The organism is Kitasatospora sp. NPDC091335, from assembly GCF_044757205.1.
In the GTDB taxonomy this organism is placed as follows: Bacteria; Actinomycetota; Actinomycetes; order Streptomycetales; family Streptomycetaceae; genus Kitasatospora.
On record NZ_JBIVUM010000001.1, the window covers coordinates 238,893 to 256,027 of the forward strand.

The 17,135-nt window shown below is 73.1% G+C and carries 15 protein-coding genes; 6 read left to right on the forward strand and 9 right to left on the reverse strand.

Annotated elements, in window-relative coordinates; genetic code table 11:
• Nucleotides 1-3: 3 nt before the first annotated feature.
• Nucleotides 4-582, reverse strand: coding sequence for a TIGR03086 family metal-binding protein (locus ACIQOW_RS01085; RefSeq protein ID WP_401078232.1), 579 nt, complete (start codon nt 580-582; stop codon nt 4-6).
• Between the two features lie 101 nt (nt 583-683).
• Between ACIQOW_RS01085 and ACIQOW_RS01090 the strand changes: the two genes are divergently transcribed.
• Nucleotides 684-1,670: a helix-turn-helix transcriptional regulator gene (locus ACIQOW_RS01090; protein ID WP_401078235.1), complete on the forward strand. Its 987-nt coding sequence runs from the start codon at nt 684-686 to the stop codon at nt 1,668-1,670.
• Between the two features lie 38 nt (nt 1,671-1,708).
• Here ACIQOW_RS01090 and ACIQOW_RS01095 read toward each other — a convergent pair whose 3' ends face one another.
• The 7 genes from ACIQOW_RS01095 to ACIQOW_RS01125 form a co-directional block, all read right to left on the reverse strand.
• On the reverse strand, nt 1,709-2,923 hold the full coding sequence (locus tag ACIQOW_RS01095; RefSeq protein WP_317620048.1) for an alpha/beta hydrolase: 1,215 nt from the start codon (nt 2,921-2,923) through the stop codon (nt 1,709-1,711).
• 185 nt (nt 2,924-3,108) lie between these two features.
• The gene (locus tag ACIQOW_RS01100) at nt 3,109-3,456 is read right to left on the reverse strand and encodes an MmcQ/YjbR family DNA-binding protein (protein ID WP_188296490.1); all 348 of its coding nucleotides are present in this window, start codon (nt 3,454-3,456) and stop codon (nt 3,109-3,111) included.
• 109 nt (nt 3,457-3,565) lie between these two features.
• Entirely contained in the window at nt 3,566-4,795 is a 1,230-nt protein-coding gene (locus tag ACIQOW_RS01105) for an acyltransferase (protein WP_401078240.1), read from the reverse strand.
• A gap of 26 nt (nt 4,796-4,821) precedes the next feature.
• On the reverse strand, nt 4,822-5,949 hold the full coding sequence (locus ACIQOW_RS01110) for an alpha/beta hydrolase (protein ID WP_401078242.1): 1,128 nt from the start codon (nt 5,947-5,949) through the stop codon (nt 4,822-4,824).
• Nucleotides 5,950-6,092: 143 nt separating this feature from the next.
• Nucleotides 6,093-6,767 (reverse strand): response regulator transcription factor, encoded by a 675-nt coding sequence (locus ACIQOW_RS01115; protein WP_188296493.1) that lies wholly within the window; start codon nt 6,765-6,767, stop codon nt 6,093-6,095.
• The gene (locus tag ACIQOW_RS01120) at nt 6,764-8,077 is read right to left on the reverse strand and encodes a sensor histidine kinase (protein ID WP_401078246.1); all 1,314 of its coding nucleotides are present in this window, start codon (nt 8,075-8,077) and stop codon (nt 6,764-6,766) included. The genes ACIQOW_RS01115 and ACIQOW_RS01120 overlap by 4 nt, the downstream gene beginning before the upstream one ends.
• A 115-nt stretch (nt 8,078-8,192) precedes the next feature.
• On the reverse strand, nt 8,193-8,879 hold the full coding sequence (locus ACIQOW_RS01125) for a TetR/AcrR family transcriptional regulator (protein WP_188296495.1): 687 nt from the start codon (nt 8,877-8,879) through the stop codon (nt 8,193-8,195).
• Between the two features lie 218 nt (nt 8,880-9,097).
• Here ACIQOW_RS01125 and ACIQOW_RS01130 point away from each other — a divergent pair, with 218 nt between their 5' ends.
• Nucleotides 9,098-10,702 (forward strand): MFS transporter, encoded by a 1,605-nt coding sequence (locus tag ACIQOW_RS01130; protein WP_401078249.1) that lies wholly within the window; start codon nt 9,098-9,100, stop codon nt 10,700-10,702.
• 229 nt (nt 10,703-10,931) lie between these two features.
• On the opposite strand, the gene aceE is transcribed toward ACIQOW_RS01130, so the two are convergent.
• Entirely contained in the window at nt 10,932-13,682 is a 2,751-nt protein-coding gene (aceE, locus tag ACIQOW_RS01135) for a pyruvate dehydrogenase (acetyl-transferring), homodimeric type (protein ID WP_401078252.1), read from the reverse strand.
• Between the two features lie 516 nt (nt 13,683-14,198).
• Between aceE and ACIQOW_RS01140 the strand changes: the two genes are divergently transcribed.
• From ACIQOW_RS01140 to ACIQOW_RS01155, 4 genes are all read left to right on the forward strand, one after another.
• Entirely contained in the window at nt 14,199-14,642 is a 444-nt protein-coding gene (locus tag ACIQOW_RS01140) for a DUF3052 domain-containing protein (RefSeq protein ID WP_401078255.1), read from the forward strand.
• Nucleotides 14,643-14,941: 299 nt separating this feature from the next.
• The gene (locus ACIQOW_RS01145) at nt 14,942-15,400 is read left to right on the forward strand and encodes a peroxiredoxin (protein ID WP_401078257.1); all 459 of its coding nucleotides are present in this window, start codon (nt 14,942-14,944) and stop codon (nt 15,398-15,400) included.
• Nucleotides 15,401-15,622: 222 nt separating this feature from the next.
• Entirely contained in the window at nt 15,623-16,198 is a 576-nt protein-coding gene (locus ACIQOW_RS01150) for a TerD family protein (RefSeq protein ID WP_188296500.1), read from the forward strand.
• 285 nt (nt 16,199-16,483) lie between these two features.
• Entirely contained in the window at nt 16,484-17,062 is a 579-nt protein-coding gene (locus ACIQOW_RS01155) for a TerD family protein (protein WP_401078261.1), read from the forward strand.
• Nucleotides 17,063-17,135: the final 73 nt, after the last annotated feature.

The following is a 17,135-nucleotide window of genomic DNA, read 5'->3' on the forward strand; positions in this document are numbered from 1 at the left end:
GGCTCAGACCGTACGGCCCAACCAGGCGGCCAGCTCGGTCTGGGCGTCGGCGTCCTCGGGGGCCGGGCGGGCGTCACCGAACGGGGCGCCGGGCGGGCGCTGTCCGGCCGGCATCACGGACCGGGCGACGGCCAGCGCGGCCCGCGCCAGGTCGTCGTCCAGGGCGAAGCCGTTGCCGAGGGCGGTGGCGATGTCCCAGGAGTGGGTCGCCACCTCCATCAGGTAGCCGCCGACCGCCGCCGCGCCGGGCACCTCGCCCCAGGGGGCGACGGCCGGGCGGCCGAGCCTGGCGTCGTCCGCCCAGGCGGCGGTCACCCGGGCGCGGGCCCGGCCCAGCGCGGCCGGCCAGCCCTCGTCGGACGGGTCCTCGATGCCGGCCAGGACGTCCTGGGCGCGGCCGCCCTCACCCATGTACGCGAACCGGTGGATGCCGCCGACCACGTGGTCCAGCAGCTGACGCAGCGTGAACTCGGTGCACGGGGTGGGCCGGTCGAGGTCGGCCGGGGTGATCGTGGCGAACAGCTTCTCCAACTGGTCGAGCGCGGTCAGGTACTGCGGGCGGGCATCCTGGACGGCGGACATCTGTGCTCAACTCCTCGGTGGCGGACGGCTTTTCCGGCTCGGAGCGCAATCTTCCGGTAAAACCTGACAACCGCCGTCAGGATTACTGGGATTCTTGGACCATGAAGGCCGACCGCCTGCTCTCGATCCTGCTGCTGCTCCAGACCCGCGGCCGGGTGCCCGCCACCGAACTCGCCGCGCGGCTGGAGGTGTCCGTCCGCACCGTCTACCGCGACGTGGAGGCGCTCTCCACCGCGGGGGTGCCGGTGTTCACCGAGCGCGGCCGGCACGGCGGCATCAGCCTGCTGCCGGGCTACCGCACCGACGTGACCGGGCTGACGGCGGACGAGGCCAGGGCGCTGTTCGTGCTCTCCGCCCAGGGCGCGCACAGCGACCTCGGGCTGGACGGCGCGCTCGGTTCGGCGCTGCGCAAGGTGATGGCGGCGCTGCCGGCCCCGCACCGCCCGGCGGCCGAGCGGATCAGCGAGCGGATCCTGGTCGACCCGGCCCGCTGGATGCAGGCCCCGGCCGGCCCGGTGGCCGGCCCCGACCTCGGAGAGCTCCAGTACGCCGTCTTCGCCGACCGGCGGCTGCGGCTGCGCTACCGGCACGGCGGCGCGCCCGCGCCGGTGGACTACACCGTCGACCCGTACGGGCTGGTGAGCAAGGCCGCGGTCTGGTACCTGGTGGCCGACCTGCACGGCGAGCCGCGGCTGTTCAGGGCCGACCGGGTGCTGGTCGCCGAGACCGCGGAGGAGCCGGTGCGGCGCCGGACCGGGATCGGGCTCGGCGACGTCTGGGCGGTGCTGCGCGAGCAGGTGGAGCGGCTGCCTGTGGACCTGCCGGTGCGGGCGCGGGTGCGGCGCGCCAGGCTGGACATGTTCCTGCGCATCCACGGCGGCCGGGTCACCGCCCCGCTGCCGGAGGTGGGTGCCGGGCCGGCCGAGGAGTGGGTCGAGGTGGCGATGGCGTTCCCGGCGCCGGCGGCCGTCCGCGCGTTGCTGACCTTCGGCGCGGACGTCGAGGTACTGGCCCCGCCGGCCGCCCGGCGCGAGCTGGCCAGGGCGGCGGCGGACGCCCTGCGGCTGTACCAGGACGAGCTCTCCTAGGGCGCTCGCAGGGGAACCGCCCTGCGGCGTGCGGGACTTCAGGAGCCGGGGCTGGTCCGGATCACGGCCTGGTAGCGGCCGAGCGAGATCGCCGCGAAGTTGCGCAGGCTGTCGGTGCCCTCGGTGAAGTAGCCGTTGTGGCCGGCCGCGCGCGCCGAGGAGATCTGCTCGGAGCCGAAGCCGCTCGCGGCCGGGTCGGCGCCGTGGCCGAGCCCGCCGACCTCCAGGAACGGCACGTTGCCGATCCAGTCGCTGGGGTTGCGGGTCGCCCAGACGTGCACGCCGGTGCCCAGTTCGGTGGTGTCCTGCACTCCCATGCCGGGGCTGCCGAAGACCACCAGGTCGGTGATGCCCGAGGTGTCGGACGGCGAGGCGGCCGCGCGGGGGATCTCGGGGGCGGCGGTGCCGCAGACCACCGAGCCGTAGGAGTGGCAGAGCAGCGACGGCGGCGCGTCCGGCCTGGTGGTCTCCCTGAGCCCGGCGAGCAGCCGCTCCAGCCGGGGCGCGGCGACGTCGGCGAGCCGGGAGGTGGCCGCGTCGGGGCCGAGGCCGGAGGGGGTGACGTAGCCGGTCCAGGAGATCACGGCCGTCCGGGTGCCGGGCGCCTGGCGCCGTTCCTCGGCGAAGAGGGCGCGGGCCATGCCGGCCGGGGAGCGCAGCGGTTCGGCCGTCTGGTCGTGGTGGCCGAGGTCGGCGTCCGAGCCGGGGACGAGTACGGAGATCCGCTCGGCGTCGGCGAGGTCGCCCCAGACCTCGGTGACCAGGCCGCGGCCGCGCGGGTCGAAGGCCAGGATCTGCCGGCCGGGGGCGAGCAGGTTCTCGGCGTCGTTGGCGCGGGAGACGGCCAGCGCGCGGGTGTCGGAGTCCAGGTCGCGGTCGGCGGCGCGTGCCCTGGCCCGGTCGCGCTCGGCGGCCAGGGCGATCCGGTTGGCGCGGTAGCGCAGGTCCGGCGGGGCGCCGTCGTAGTTGCCGACGACCAGCGGGTACTCCTGGATCAGCCGGTCCAGCTCGGTGGGCGCGAGCGAGGCGAAGAACTGCGCGGCGGCGGCCGGGGTGGTGGTGGCCGGGTCGGGCAGCGAGCGGTCGAAGGAGTGGTCCTCGACCCAGGCGGCGCTGCCGGCCGGAGGCGTGGAGATCGCCAGCTGTTCGGAGGAGACCGCGGCCGCGGCGGCGGAGGCTCCGGCGTCGGCGAGCACCGCGCAGCCGGCGAACGCCCCGATCAGTACCCGCTTCCAGCGCCGACGGTTGCGCACCGCACCAACTCCCTTGGGGCCCGTCACCGTTTCACGGGCGGTGCCCGGAGGGTGCGATAGCTCTGCTGACTTCCCTGCGCAAGCCTAGGGGGACCGACGGGGTGACGGGAACGCCTAAACTGTGGGATGGATCACATGAACCGCGGGTGTCCTTCCGGCGTCCCTGAGCGGCCGGTTCGGCGGCCCTATCCGGAGTTCCGGGCGTCGAATTCGCGGACCAGGCGCTTCGGCGCCGTCCGCCGCCAGGCCTCGGTGACCAGGTCGCTCAGTTCGTCCCGGTCCACCGGTCCGAGTCGGACGCTCACCCAGCCGTGCCGGCCGACGTACGGGGCGGAGGAGAACACCTCGGGCTCGGCGGCGAGCAGTTCGGCCTGGTCCTCGGGGGAGGCCTTGACGGTGACGCGGTCCCCGTCGGGAGCGCCCATCGCGAAGATCCGGCCGCGGACCCGCAGCGTCTCGATGTCCCAGGTCGGCTCCTGGGCGGCCTCCGGCAGGGCCAGCGCCATCGCGCGGAACTCGTCGAACGTCACCATGGCGGCAGGGTAGGGCAGGGCACCGACATCGCGCGCCCCGGGGCGCAACGGCCGAGGGGCGCGGACCGACCGGTCCGCGCCCCCTACGTGCCGTGGACGACGGCGCGCGTCACACCACGCCCAGCGCGTACGCCGCGAACAGTGCCGCCGCGGCCCCGGCCACCGCCTTGCCACCCCGGGACAAGGACGTCCACGGCCCGTCGAAGCGGCGGGTGAACCAGCCGATCGCCACCAGCGCGGCACCGAACAGCGGCAGCAGCGCCAGCCGGGCGGCCACCCAGCCGAGCGAGTCCGGCGCGGTGGTCAGCCCGGGGACGGCGCCCAGGCCGGCCGCTCCCGGCACCGCGACCGCGAGCATCGCGCTCTGGTGCCAGCAGAAGATCGTCATCGCCGACAGGTTGACCAGCACGACCGGCAGCCAGAGCAGCGGGCGGCGGGTCAGCAGCCGGCCCAGCCGCTCCCGCAGCAGCACCGCGGCACCGCACTGGAACGCCGCCAGGGCGAGCACCAGCAGGGACGGCGGGTGCGAGTTGGTCCGCGCCGCCCCGGGCACGCCGACCATGCTGGCCGGGTAGTGGAAGACCAGCAGCAGGGCGGCGAACACCGCGCCGCCGCCGAGCAGCAGCACCCGGGCCGCCGGGCGGCCGAGCCGGCCCTGCGCCCAGAGCACGCCCAGCTGGTAGCCGAACAGCCAGCCCGGCAGGATGTTCAGCAGGGCGACCCAGGACGGCACCGCCCCGGCCCACGGCCCGTACCGCAGCAGGTCGACGGCGGCGACCGCGAGCGCCGGCAGGCCCGCCGACCAGCCGCCCAGCCGGCGCCCGGCGGCCACGCAGAGCGGGGTGAGCGCGGTCAGCCCCAGGTAGATCCCGATGTACCAGAGCGGCTGCACCACCAGCGTGGAGCCGGTGCGCAGGGTGTCCGCGGGGACGCCGAGCGCGGGCAGCAGCGGGACCAGCGCCGCCCAGACGGCCGCCACCCCGAGTACCGGGCGCAGCAGCCGGACGGTACGGGCCCGCAGCCAGCCGCCGAAGGTGACCCCCTTGGCCCTGGCCCGCTCCAGCGAGCTGACCGAGGAGTGGCCGCCGACCAGGAAGAACACCCCGAGCATCTGGAGCACCCAGCTGAGCGGGGCGAAGAAGCCGAGGGTGGCGAGCGGGCTGGCGTTGTGCAGGGCGCCGTCGGGGGAGAGGGTCAGGCCGCCGAGCATCCAGTGGCCGACCGGCACGGAGAGCAGGGCGAGGGCGCGCAGCCCGTCCAGGGCGCGGTCGCGGGTGGCGGGGGTCCTGGCGTCGACCTGGTGGGCGGCGCGGCGCAGGGAGGTGAGGGGGCTGGCCATGGTGGTGCTCCTTCCGGTGCGGGAGGTCAGGCGGCGCGGCCGAGGGCGACGGCGGCGTAGGCGGCGAGCGAGGCGGTGCCGGGGGCGAAGTAGCCGTTGTGGCCGTGGGATCCGGTGGCGGGCAGCGGGCGGGCGCCGAAGCCGGGGGCGGTCGGGTCGGCGCCGTGGCCGAGGCCGAACAGCCGGACGTTGGGCACGTCGCCGATCCAGTCGGAGCCGTTGCGGGCGGTGGCCCAGAGCGGGACGTCCGGGTCGAGGTCGGCGGCCGAGCCGATGCCCATGCCGGGCGAGCCGAGCACCACGACGCCGGAGGCCTGGGCGGGGGTGGGGCGGGCCAGGCCGCAGACCACCGAGCCGTAGCTGTGGCAGAACAGTGTGGGCGGGGCCTGCGGGCGGGTGCTGACGGCGAGTCCGTCGAGCAGCCGGGTGAGCCGGGGGGCGCCGGCCTCGGCCAGGTCCTCGGTGGCGGCGTCCGGGCCGAGGCCGAGCGGGGTGGTGTAGCCGGCCCAGGCGATCACGGCGGTCTGCCGGCCGGTGGCGTCCAGGAGCGCGCGGGCCATGCCGGCGGGGGTGCCGTACGGGTCGGAGGCGCGGTCGAAGCGGAGCAGGTCGATGTCCGAGCCGGGGACGATCACGGCGGTGCGGCGGGCGGTGGCGAGGTCTCCGTAGACCTCGGCGACCTGGCCGCGGCCGCGCGGGTCGAAGGCGAGGATCCGCCGGCCGCCGTCCAGCAGGGCGCGGTAGCGCTCGGCGCGCTCGCGGGCGGTCTCGTGGTCCTGCGGGGTGAGGGCGGGGTCGGCGGCCCGGGCGAGTTCGCGGGCGCGTTCGGCGGCGAGCGCCAGGGCGTTGGCCCGGTACCTGAGGACGACCGGGGCGCCGTCCAGGTTGCCGACCACCAGCGGGTGCCGGGCGGCCAGCGCGTCCTGCTGTGCCGGGCCCAGCCCGGCGAAGAACGCCGCGACGTGGGCGGGGGTGGTGGCGGCGGGGTCGGGCGGCCGCAGGCCGAGCGAGGTGTCGGCCGTCCAGGCGGCGCTGCCGGGCGGCGGGCCGGTGACGGGGGTCTGGGTGTCGGCGGCCCAGCCGCCCGCGCCGAGTACGGCCGCCAGCGCCACCGCGGTGGCGGCGAGCGCCCTCCTGGCCCGAAACCTGCGCATGTCCCTGCCCTCCCTTGTCCGTTCGGCAGCCGACTCGGTTCGGCTTCCGACGGAGAGGAAGGTAGGAATGCGACGGCCCCGCGGACGTCACACCGCGGGGCCAACTCCCGGGTGCTACCGGGGTATCAGGGGGATGTCCCCACCTACTGGCCGGGGGTCACCAGGCCGGACTCGTAGGCCAGCACCACCGCCTGGGCGCGGTCGCGCAGGCCGAGCTTGGCGAGGATGCGCCCGATGTGGGTCTTGACGGTCTGTTCGGCGAGCACCAGTCCGGCGGCTATCTCCTGGTTGGAGAGGCCGCGGGCGATCAGCTCCAGCACCTCGGTCTCGCGCGGGGTCAGGCCGTTGAGCCGCACCTTGGGGTCGCGGCGCCTGGCCGGGCGGGTGCGGGCGAAGTCCTCGATCAGCCGGCGGGTCACCGAGGGGGCGAGCAGCGCCTCGCCGGCCGCGACCACCCGGACCGCGGCGATCAGGTCGGCCGGCGGGGCGTCCTTGAGCAGGAAGCCGCTGGCTCCGGCGCGCAGTGCCTCGTACACGTAGTCGTCCACGTCGAAGGTGGTGAGCATCAGCACCTTGGGCCGGTGGGCGCCGGGTACGGCCGGGTCGAGCAGCCGCCTGGCCGCCTCCAGGCCGTCCATGACGGGCATGCGGACGTCCATCAGCACCAGGTCGGGGTGGGTGCGGCCGTTGACCTCCAGGGCCTGGGCGCCGTCCGCCGCGTCCCCCACCACGTCGATGTCGCTCTGGGCGTTGAGGAGGGCCGCGAAGCCCGCGCGCACCATGGCCTGGTCGTCGACGATGATCACGCGGATGGTCATGCGGTGGTCTCCAGGGGGGTGTCGGGGCGGTCGAGGGGCAGGACGGCGGCCACCTTGAAGCCGCCGTCCGGCAGCGGGCCGGTGTCCAGCCTGCCATCGACCAGCCGGACGCGTTCGCGCATTCCGACCAGCCCCTGCCCGGTGCCCTCGACCGAGGCCTCCAGCGACTCGGTGCGCACCGGCGGGGCCGCGTTGACCACCGTCACCCGCAGCGCCGGGCCGTCCTCGGCCACCGACACCCAGGTCCGCGCGCCGGGGGCGTGCCGCACCACGTTGGCCAGCGCCTCCTGCACGATCCGGTACGCGGACAGGCCGACGGCCTGCGGCACCAGGTCCACCAGGCCGGGCTCCACGGTCAGTTCGGCCGGCACCCCGGCCCGGCCCACCGTCTCGACCAGCTGGGCGAGTTGGCCGACCCCGGGCTGCGGGGCCTTCTCCCCGCCGGACTCCTCGCTGCGCAGCACGCCGAGCAGCCGGCGCATCTCGGCCAGTGACTCGCGGGCGGTGCCGGCTATCGCGGTGAACTCCTCGGAGGCCTCGTCCGGTACGCCGGTGATCCGGTACGGGGCGCTGGCCGCCTGCACCGCGATGACCGACATGTGGTGGGCCACCACGTCGTGCAACTCCCTTGCGATCCTGGCGCGTTCCTCCAGCAGGGTGCGGCGTTCGCGCTCGACCTCGCTGATGTGCTCCTGCTCGGTGAGCAGCCGGCGCGCCTCGGCGCGGTCCCGGACGGCCCAGCCGAGCAGCAGGGCGGCGCCGCTGAGCGCGATCAGCAGCATGGTGGTGCCGTCGCCGGAGCGGGGCAGGCCCAGGGTGGTGGTGAGCGCGGTGAGCGCGACGGTGGCCAGCCAGACCGAGACCAGGGTGGCCCGGCTCTCCCGCAGCGCGAGGGCTGCCAGCAGGAAGACGTAGGAGAGGATCATCGGCGCGGTCCACGGCCAGGTGCCGCCGTCCTGCTCGTACCGGGCGGTGACGGTCGCGGTGGTGACCAGGGTGGCCGCGCTGATCCACCAGGCGGCCAGCGGCCGGGTGATGGCGAGCAGCAGCGGAACGGTCTGGGCGACGGTGAGCGCGCCGGCCACCGGGAGCACCAGGCCGAAGGAGCCGACCAGGACGCCGATCCCGCTGGGGATCAGCGAGGACATCATGGCCAGGGCGACGGCGTACGGCAGCCGGCGCAGCCAGGGCCGGGGCGACTCCCCGAGCAGCGGGGTGTGGTTGTCGCCCGGAACGGTGAGGTGCTGCCAGAAGGTGCGCAGCAGGCGGCGGACGTACCGGCGGAGGTCGGCTGAGGTGAGGTTCTTCATCGCGGGCCAGCCTAGGAGGGCGGGGCCGCCCGGGCGTCGCACTGGGGCCCGAACTTCCGGGTGCCACCGGGGTATCGGGTGATACCCCGGTATGACACGGCGGTTCCGCCGGGTACTACGCGGGGTCGCGCCAGTGGCCGGCCAGGGCCGGTCCGAGCTGGTCGAAGTGACGCTCGATCACCGTGACCATGCCCTCGGGGCCGGCCGGTTCGAGTTCGGCGCTCCAGGACAGGTGGGCCGCCCGCAGCAGGCTGCCGAAGACGGCGGCGAGCACGGCGGGGCGCAGGTCCCCGGCCGGGTCCAGGCCCTCGCGTTCGGCGAGCACCTGGACCACCAGCCGCTCCTGCTCGGTGACCCGGCGCAGGTGGGCGGCGAGCAGCGGGGGCGTCTCCTCGATCATCCGCATGAGTTCGAGGGCGCTGTGGATCGAGTGGGGGCCGGAGGTCTCCGCGCTGCCGAGGTCGCGCCAGGCCTTGACGATCGAGGCGCGCAGGGCCTGGAGCGGGGTCTCCTCGGCCGGGCGGTGGCGCAGGCACTCGATGAAGTAGTCCTCGGCCACGGCCATCACGGCGAGCGCGACCTCGTCCTTGTTGGCGAAGTAGCGGAAGAAGGTGCGCTGGGAGACGTCGACGGCGGAGGCGATCTCGTCGACGGTCGTGTGGGCGAAGCCCTGCCGGAGGAAGAGCAGGTGGGCGGCCTGGATCAGGGCGTACCTGGTCTGCTGCTTCTTGCGCTCGCGCAGCCCCGGCGTGCGTCCGGGGGCGTCCGGGGCGTCGGTGGTGCGGGGGGTGTGAGCGGCCATGGCGGGGGCCTTCCGGAGCGCTGGGAGCGGCGGGTGGGAGCACAACCTTAGCGCTCTGACAAATGGCAGTAATGGCCAGAAGTCACTGTTTGCCGAATGTCAGCAGCTGACATAATCTGCCGAGGTGGCGCCCGTCGGGCCGGGGCACCTGTGGGGACGGGTGGGCCGGGGCGCCACCGCCGTGTCCCGCACCGAGCCATGCCCCCGGAGGGCCCCAGATGAGCCAGTCCGTCGTCAAGAACTCCGAGGCGGACGCACCGCCGCCGCCGAATCCGCGGTCGGGGGGCGGCCTCAAGGGGCACCCCTGGCTGACCCTGCTGACCGTCGCGGTCGGCGTCATGATGGTCGCGCTGGACGGCACGATCGTCGCCATCGCCAACCCGGTGATCCAGGAGAAGCTGCACGCGGCGCCCTCCGAGATCCAGTGGGTCACCAGCGGCTACCTGCTGGCCCTGGCGGTCTTCCTGATCACCGCGGGCAAGATCGGTGACCGCTTCGGCCACAAGAACACCTTCCTGGTCGGCGCCGTGGGCTTCGCCGTCACCTCGGCCGCGATCGGCTTCGCCGGCAACATCCAGACCGTGATCGCCTTCCGGGTGCTCCAGGGCCTGTTCGGCGCGCTGCTCCAGCCGGCCGCGCTCGGCCTGCTGCGCGGGGCCTTCCCGGCCGAGAAGCTCAACATGGCGATCGGCATCTGGGGCGGCGTGATCGGCGCCTCCACCGCGGCCGGGCCGATCGTCGGCGGCCTGCTGGTCGAGCACGTCAACTGGGAGTCGGTGTTCTTCATCAACATCCCGGTCGGCCTGATCGCGGTGGCGCTCGGCCTGTGGATCCTCAGGGACGTCCGGGCCGAGAACGCCGCCAAGTCCTTCGACCTGCCCGGCATCGCGCTGCTCTCGGTCGGGATGTTCGCGCTGGTCTTCGGCATCATCAAGGCCCCCGAGTGGGGCTGGGGCGACGGGAAGACGCTGCTGTTCCTGATCGGCGCGGTGGTCCTGATGGTGCTGTTCGCGCTCTGGCAGGGCAAGGCCCGCGAACCGCTGATCCCGCTCAGCCTGTTCCGCTCGGTGCCGCTGTCGGCGGGCGTGCTGCTGATGGCGCTGATGGCCTTCGCGTTCTTCGGCGCGATCTTCTTCGTGACCTTCTACCTCCAGAACGTGCACGGGATGAAGCCGGTCGAGGCCGGCGTCCACCTGCTGCCGATGACCGGCATGATGATCGTCGGCTCGCCGCTGGCCGGCCTGGCGATCGGCAAGCTGGGCCCCCGTATCCCGATCGTGGCGGGCATGCTGATCACCACCACCGCGATGTTCGGCATGTCCACCCTGGACACCGCCTCCGGCAACGGCGTGATGTCGCTCTGGTTCGTCCTGATGGGCCTCGGCATCAGCCCCGTCATGGTCGGCGCCACCGAGGTGATCGTCGGCAACGCCCCGCTGGAGCTGTCCGGCGTGGCCGGCGGCCTCCAGCAGGCCGCGATGCAGGTCGGCGGCAGCCTCGGCACCGCGGTGCTGGGCGCGCTGATGGCCGCCAAGGTCGGCGACGTGCTGCCCGGCAACTGGGCGAAGGCCGGCCTGCCGCCGGTCGAGGGCGAGGCGGGCGAGGGCCTGAAGCAGGCCGCCCAGCTCGGCATCGCGCCGCCGGCCCCGGCGGGCACCCCGCAGCAGGCGCTGGACGCGATGGCCGGCGCCGTCCACGAGTCCTTCGTCAGCGGCATGTCGCTCGCCTTCGCGGTCGCCGCCGTGGTGGCCTTCGGCGCCGCCCTGCTCGGTCTGCTCACCCGCCGCGGCACCACCGACGCGGGCCCGGCCGTGCACATCTGACGGAATCCCGGGCGATCGGCCCGGCAGCGCCACGGCCCCGGACTCGCTGGAGTCCGGGGCCGTCGTGGTCGCCGGGGCGATCGCCCGGGCCGAGGGTCGCCCGGGCCGTGCCGTCCCCGTCGGGCACACCCGGTCACGCCCGGGCGGGGCTGCGCGGGCCCGGCGAAGGCGAAGGGCCGGACCCCCGTCGGGAGTCCGGCCCTCAGCGCCTCAGTGCCTCAGCGGCTGATCAGGCGTCGCCGCCGGCGGCGCCCGGGTCGGCCGCGGCCACGTTCAGCAGCTGGTAGCGGTCGATCGCGTCCTTCAGCGCCGAGCGGTCGATCTTGCCCTGCTTGGCGAGCTCGGTGAGCACACCCAGGACGACCGACTGCGCGTCGATGTGGAAGAAGCGACGGGCCGCGCCACGGGTGTCGGCGAAGCCGAAGCCGTCGGCGCCCAGCGACTGGTACTGGCCGGGCACCCAGCGGGCGATCTGGTCCGGCACCGCGCGCATCCAGTCGGACACCGCGACGACCGGGCCCTCGGAGCCCTGGAGCTTCTGGGTGACGTACGGCACGCGCTGCTGCTCCTCGGGGTGCAGCAGGTTGAACTCCTCGGCCTCCACCGCGTCGCGGCGCAGCTCGTTCCAGGAGGTCGCGGACCAGACGTCGGCCTTGACGTTCCACTCCTCGGCGAGGATGCGCTGGGCCTCCAGGGCCCACGGCACGGCCACGCCGGAGGCGAGGATCTGGGCCGGGATCTGGCCCGCGGTGCCCGGCGCGTACTTGTGCAGACCCTTGAGGATGCCCTCGACGTCCACGTTCTCGGGCTCGGCCGGCATCTTGATCGGCTCGTTGTAGACGGTCATGTAGTAGAACACGTCTTCACCGTGCGGGTGCTCGGCGCTGGAGCCGTACATCCGCCGCAGACCGTCCTGGACGATGTGCGCGATCTCGAAGCCGTACGCCGGGTCGTACGCGACGACGCCGGGGTTGGTCGAGGCCAGCAGGTGCGAGTGGCCGTCGGCGTGCTGGAGGCCCTCACCGGTCAGCGTGGTGCGGCCGGCGGTGGCGCCGATCACGAAGCCGCGGGCCAGCTGGTCGGCCATCTGCCAGAACTGGTCGCCGGTGCGCTGGAACCCGAACATCGAGTAGAAGACGTACACCGGGATCAGCGGCTCGCCGTGGGTCGCGTAGGACGAACCGGCGGCGATCAGCGAGGCGGTGCAGCCGGCCTCGGAGATGCCGTCGTGCAGCATCTGGCCGGTCGGCGACTCCTTGTAGGCCAGCAGCAGGTCACGGTCGACCGACTCGTAGGTCTGGCCCAGCGGGTTGTAGATCTTCGCCGACGGGAACAGCGAGTCCATGCCGAAGGTGCGGTACTCGTCCGGCGCGATCGGCACGAAGCGGTTGCCGATGCCCTTGTCCCGCATGAGGTCCTTGAGCACCCGGACGAACGCCATGGTGGTGGCGATGGTCTGGTTGCCGGAGCCCTTCTTGACCGCCTTGTACGCGTCGTCGCCGGGCAGTTCCAGCTTGCGCGGGCGGACCTTGCGGGTCGGTACGTAGCCGCCGAGCTCCTCCCGGCGGTCGTGCATGTACTGGATCTCCTCCGAGTCGCGGCCCGGGTGGTAGTACGGCGGGAGGCCGTCCTCGAGCTGCTTGTCGGTGATCGGCAGGTGCAGCCGGTCGCGGAAGCGCTTCAGGTCCTCGACCGTCAGCTTCTTCATCTGGTGGGTGGCGTTGCGGCCCTCGAAGTTGGGGCCCAGCGTCCAGCCCTTGACCGTCTGGGCCAGGATGACCGTCGGCTGGCCCTTGTGCTCGCGGGCCGCCTTGAAGGCCGCGTAGACCTTGGCGTGGTCGTGGCCGCCGCGACCCAGGTGCTGGATCTGCTGGTCGGTCATGTTCTCGACCATCTTACGCAGCCGCAGGTCCCCGCCGAAGAAGTTCTCGCGGATGTACGCGCCGGTCTCGGTCGCATAGGTCTGGAACTGGCCGTCGACCGTGGTGTTCAGCTTGTTCACCAGGACGCCGTCGCGGTCCTGCGCGAGCAGCGGGTCCCAGCTGCGGTCCCAGACCAGCTTGATCACGTTCCAGCCGGCGCCGCGGAACTGCGACTCCAGCTCCTGGATGATCTTGCCGTTGCCGCGGACCGGGCCGTCGAGGCGCTGCAGGTTGCAGTTGACCACGAAGGTGAGGTTGTCCAGGCCCTCACGGGCGGCCAGGGAGAGCTGGCCGAGCGACTCGGGCTCGTCCATCTCACCGTCGCCGAGGAAGGCGTAGACCTGCGAGTCGGAGGTGTCCTTGATGCCCCGATGCTCCAGGTACCGGTTCATCCGGGCCTGGTAGATCGCGCCGAGCGGGCCGAGGCCCATCGAGACGGTCGGGAACTCCCAGAAGTCCGGCATCAGCCGCGGGTGCGGGTAGCTGGACAGGCCGTAGGGGGCCTTCGACTTCTCCTGGCGGAACGCGTCGAGCTGCTGCTCGGTGAGCCGGTCCAGCAGGAAGGCCCGGGCGTAGATGCCGGGGGAGGCGTGACCCTGGAAGAAGATCTGGTCGCCGGACTCGCCGTCGGCGTCCTTGCCCCGGAAGAAGTAGTTGAAGCCGACGTCGTAGAGCGACGCGGAGGAGGCGAAGGTGGCGATGTGGCCACCCACCCCGATACCGGGGCGCTGCGCCCGGGAGACCATGACGGCCGCGTTCCAACGCGTCGCGTTGAGGATCTTCCGCTCGATCTCCTCGTTGCCGGGGAAGAACGGTTCGTCCTTGGTGGCGATCGTGTTGACGTAGTCCGTGCTGCGCATCTCGGGCACGGCGACACGCTTCTCGCGGGCGCGCTCGATCAGCCGCAGCATCAGGTAACGGGCACGCTCACGCCCCCGCTCGTCGATGGCCGCATCGAGCGACTCCAGCCATTCCGCGGTCTCCTCGGGATCGAAGTCCGGGACCTGACTCGGAAGGCCGCCAATGATGATCGGGTTGCGATCGGATCCGGAAGCCACGCTGTTCCTTCACTGTCGGTCGAAACTGAGGTGTGTCGCGCCGCCTCCATCGTGCTACCGCGCTCGGAGATCCGTCATCTCTACCGATCGGTAACCGGTCCGCCTGGTGGGCGGGCCGGTCTGGCGGCGCGCGGTGCGGGCGTCTTCGTCCGCTCCGCACACCCCCGGGTGTTACGAAAAGAGGTGGTCCGACCTGGTGTCCCGTCCGCCCGATGGCGGGCGGCCGGGGTGAGGGCCAACAGGAGACTCTACGCCCGCGCACGCGCGGACCCGAATGCCGTTCGTATCTCGGGCACGCGTACGCCCTGTGGGCCGGGACCACCCGAAGCATCCTTGTCCCACGCAGAGAAGGGCAAATCGGTGTGATTCCCGACACGCGGAACGGCGTGTCCCCCTGTGCCACGTCAACCTTTGGGGGGGATCGGGGGTCGGGTACTTGCGCGAACCGCCGCTCCCGTGTGGACTACGGCCACAGCCTCGGCATGGACGCCGGGCCGAATACTGGAGGTTATTCCCGTGAGCGCGACCGCGGACCCCGCGGACAAGTCCAACCCGGTGACCCGTCTCGGCTTCGAAGAGGGCCAGATCATCCAGGAGCTGGGGTACGACGACGACACTGACCAGGAGCTCCGCGAACGCATCGAGGAGCTCACCGGGACGGATCTCGTCGACGAGGACTACGACGACGTCGCCGACGCCGTTCTGCTGTGGCACCGCGACGACGACGGGGACCTCACCGACGCCCTCGTCGACGCGCTGGAGTACCTGGCCGAGGGCGGTCTCATCTGGCTGATGACGCCCAAGACCGGGCGGGACGGCCACATCGAGGCCTCCGACATCAACGACGCGGCCAAGACCGCCGGTCTCTCCCAGACCAGCTCGATCAACATCGTCAAGGACTGGGCGGCCACCAGGCTCGCGACCAAGTCCACCGCGGCGAAGTCGGGCGGCAAGCGCTGAGCGGGCTCTGAAACCCCCGCACCGGGCCCCGCCGGAGGAACCCCCTCCGGCGGGGCCCGTCGCGTCCCCCGGCGCCCCTGGGGGCCCCGGTGCCCGGCGCGGCCGGCCCGGGCACCGGGGGCGTCGGGGAACGCCGGAGGGGCACCCCGGGCGCCCCGCCGGAGCCGTTCGCGGAAGGCGAACGGGGACCGCCGCCGCGACCCGGCTCATCCGTTCGGCGGAACGCCCGTAAGCGAATGGGAGGATGTGGCCCGCCGCGCCCGCCGCGCGGCGCGGTCTGCGTCAGAAAGGTCCCGCACATGGCCATCGAGGTCGGCACCCAGGCTCCGGACTTCGAGCTCGGCAACCAGCACGGCGAGACCGTCCGGCTCTCCGACTTCCGCGGCGCGAAGAACGTCGTCCTGCTCTTCTACCCGTTCGCCTTCACCGGCGTCTGCACCGGCGAGCTGGGCGCGGTCCAGCGCGGGCTGGCGGGCTTCCAGAACGACACCGTCCAGGTGCTCGGCGTCTCCTGCGACTCGCAGTTCTCCCAGCGGGTCTTCGCCGACCGGGAGGGCCTGGAGTTCCCGCTGCTCGCCGACTTCTGGCCGCACGGCGAGGTCACCCGCGCCTACGGCGTCCTCGACGGGGAGCGGGGCTGCCCGCTGCGCGGCACCTTCGTGATCGACACCGCCGGCCGGGTGCGCTGGAGCGTCGTCAACGGCCTCCCGGACGCCCGGGACGAGCAGGAGTACCTGAAGGTCCTCGCGGGGCTCTGAGGCCCCCGCCCGGGCCTCTGGCGGGGGTCCGGGCGCCCGCGCGGCACCCGCCGGCCGAGTGCCGCGGGGCCGTGTCCGGGCTGATCAGGGGTGCGCTCGGGAACCGCGTACTACGCTCGGGCCGTTGGCGGGGTGGGGTGCGGGAGCCGATGCGTCTCCCGTCGCCCAGGACCGCACCACCGGGGGCACCACTGGACGTGCCTCCCGATTCTTGGAGGACTAGTGGGAGTCAGCCTCAGCAAGGGCGGAAACGTCTCGCTCACCAAGGAGGCCCCCGGCCTCACGGCCGTGCTCGTCGGTCTGGGCTGGGACGTCAGGACCACCACCGGTGCGGACTTCGACCTGGACGCCAGCGCCCTGCTGTGCAACGCCCAGGGCAAGGTCGCGTCGGACGGCAACTTCGTCTTCTTCAACAACCTGAAGAGCCCGGACGGCTCGGTGGAGCACACCGGCGACAACCTCACCGGTGAGGGCGAGGGCGACGACGAGGCGATCAAGGTCAGCCTGGTCGGCGTGCCGGCGGACGTGGACAAGATCGTCTTCCCGGTGTCGATCTACGACGCCGAGACCCGCGGCCAGAACTTCGGCCAGGTGCGCAACGCGTTCATCCGGGTGGTGAACCAGGCCGACAACACGGAGCTGGCCCGGTACGACCTCTCCGAGGACGCCTCCACCGAGACCGCGATGGTCTTCGGCGAGCTGTACCGCAACGGCGCGGAGTGGAAGTTCCGCGCCATCGGCCAGGGCTACGCCTCCGGCCTGCGCGGCATCGCGCAGGACTTCGGCGTCAACGTCTGAGTCCTCGTCGGCGGCCTTCGCCGGCGGCCCGCGCGCCGTTCTCCCGGGGCGGTCCCGGACCTCCGTGGTCCCGAGGCCGCCCCGGCCGCGTTGCCGGGCTCGTTCCCGGCCGCGTTCCCCGGCGGGGGCGGGCCGCGGACCGGTTCGCCCGACCGGGTGCCGCGCCGGTGCGCCGCGCTGCGAGGATGTGAGTTCAGGAAGTTCAGCCGACCGGAGCCGGTCGGCCGGGGCCGCGGGGGATACACCTGGATGGCGCCCCGGGAGAAGCATGGGAGGAAGAACGTCATGGTGGTCACGCTCGCCAAGGGCGGCAACGTCTCGCTCACCAAGGCCGCGCCGAACCTGACGCAGGTCCAGATCGGCCTCGGCTGGTCCGCCCGTTCGACCACGGGCGCCCCGTTCGACCTCGACGCGAGCGCCCTGATCTGCGGTGGCGGGCGAGTGCTCGGCGACGAGTACTTCGTCTTCTACAACAGCCTCAAGAGCCCCGAGGGCTCGGTGGAGCACCAGGGCGACAACCTCACCGGCGGCGACGACACGGGTGACGACGAGGTGGTCGTGGTCAACCTCGACCTCGTCCCGGCACAGGCGGACAAGGTGGTCTTCGCGGTCTCGATCTACGAGGCCGAGGCGCGGCTCCAGAACTTCGGTCAGGTCCGCAACGCCTACATCCGGGTCGTCAACTCGCTCGACGGCCAGGAGATCGCCCGCTACGACCTGTCCGAGGACGCGTCCAGCGAAACCGCGATGATCTTCGGCGAGCTGTACCGCTACGCGGGCGAGTGGAAGTTCCGCGCGGTGGGCCAGGGGTACGCCTCCGGCCTGCGCGGCATCGCGCTCGACTTCGGCGTGAACGTACAGTAAGGGCGGAAATCGGACTCGTCGCACCCGACCCGATCATGAGAACCGAGGGCAGTGCGGGGGAGACCTGACCGGG

Excerpts from the sequence above, each read along its gene's own strand:
- ACIQOW_RS01090 (WP_401078235.1), top strand. The coding sequence starts at position 684 with ATGAAGGCCGACCGCCTGCTCTCGATCCTGCTGCTGCTCCAGACCCGC.
- ACIQOW_RS01125 (WP_188296495.1), bottom strand. The coding sequence starts at position 8,879 with ATGGCCGCTCACACCCCCCGCACCACCGACGCCCCGGACGCCCCCGGA.
- ACIQOW_RS01155 (WP_401078261.1), top strand. The coding sequence starts at position 16,484 with ATGGTGGTCACGCTCGCCAAGGGCGGCAACGTCTCGCTCACCAAGGCC.
- ACIQOW_RS01145 (WP_401078257.1), top strand. The coding sequence starts at position 14,942 with ATGGCCATCGAGGTCGGCACCCAGGCTCCGGACTTCGAGCTCGGCAAC.
- ACIQOW_RS01100 (WP_188296490.1), bottom strand. The coding sequence starts at position 3,456 with ATGGTGACGTTCGACGAGTTCCGCGCGATGGCGCTGGCCCTGCCGGAG.
- ACIQOW_RS01085 (WP_401078232.1), bottom strand. The coding sequence starts at position 582 with ATGTCCGCCGTCCAGGATGCCCGCCCGCAGTACCTGACCGCGCTCGAC.
- ACIQOW_RS01105 (WP_401078240.1), bottom strand. The coding sequence starts at position 4,795 with ATGGCCAGCCCCCTCACCTCCCTGCGCCGCGCCGCCCACCAGGTCGAC.
- ACIQOW_RS01110 (WP_401078242.1), bottom strand. The coding sequence starts at position 5,949 with ATGCGCAGGTTTCGGGCCAGGAGGGCGCTCGCCGCCACCGCGGTGGCG.
- ACIQOW_RS01130 (WP_401078249.1), top strand. The coding sequence starts at position 9,098 with ATGAGCCAGTCCGTCGTCAAGAACTCCGAGGCGGACGCACCGCCGCCG.
- ACIQOW_RS01120 (WP_401078246.1), bottom strand. The coding sequence starts at position 8,077 with ATGAAGAACCTCACCTCAGCCGACCTCCGCCGGTACGTCCGCCGCCTG.
- ACIQOW_RS01115 (WP_188296493.1), bottom strand. The coding sequence starts at position 6,767 with ATGACCATCCGCGTGATCATCGTCGACGACCAGGCCATGGTGCGCGCG.